Consider the following 642-nt stretch of genomic DNA (forward strand, 5'->3'; position numbering starts at 1 on the left):
ACATTGCCTATCGTTCTGGATGTGGGTACAAACAACCCTCAACGTCTTGCTGATCCAATGTACATGGGCTGGCGTCATCCTCGTATTACGGGCCCTGACTACGATGCATTTGTAGAAGAATTCATCCAAGCGGTACAACGCCGTTGGCCAGATGCACTTATCCAGTTTGAAGACTTCGCGCAGAAAAATGCGATGCCTCTACTAGAGCGCTACAAAGACCGTATTTGTTGTTTCAACGATGACATCCAAGGTACGGCAGCAGTAACCGTAGGCTCTCTACTGGCAGCATGTAAAGCGGCGGGTACTCAGCTTTCTAAACAGCGCATCACTTTCTTAGGTGCGGGTTCTGCGGGTTGTGGTATCGCAGAAGCGATCATTGCGCAAATGGTATCGGAAGGGATTTCTGACGAGAAAGCACGCTCTCAAGTTTACATGGTCGATCGCTGGGGTCTGTTACAAGAAGGTATGCCTAACCTGCTTGATTTCCAACAGCGTTTGGTCCAAAAACACAGCAACACAAAAGAGTGGGAAAATGAAGGAAATGGCTTCTCACTACTCGATGTAATGCGTAACGCGAAGCCAACGGTACTAATTGGTGTTTCTGGTGCTCCTGGCCTATTTAGCCAAGAAGTCATCGAAGAA

Annotated in this window: 1 protein-coding gene; it reads left to right on the forward strand. The window is 48.1% G+C overall.

Annotated features, from left to right (window positions below; translation table 11 throughout):
- The coding region (gene maeA / locus R8O10_RS25785; protein ID WP_318192035.1) for an oxaloacetate-decarboxylating malate dehydrogenase at nt 1-642 on the forward strand (642 nt) is incomplete at both ends.

The organism is Vibrio sp. 1727 (assembly GCF_033344415.1).
Classification (GTDB): domain Bacteria; phylum Pseudomonadota; class Gammaproteobacteria; order Enterobacterales; family Vibrionaceae; genus Vibrio; species Vibrio alginolyticus.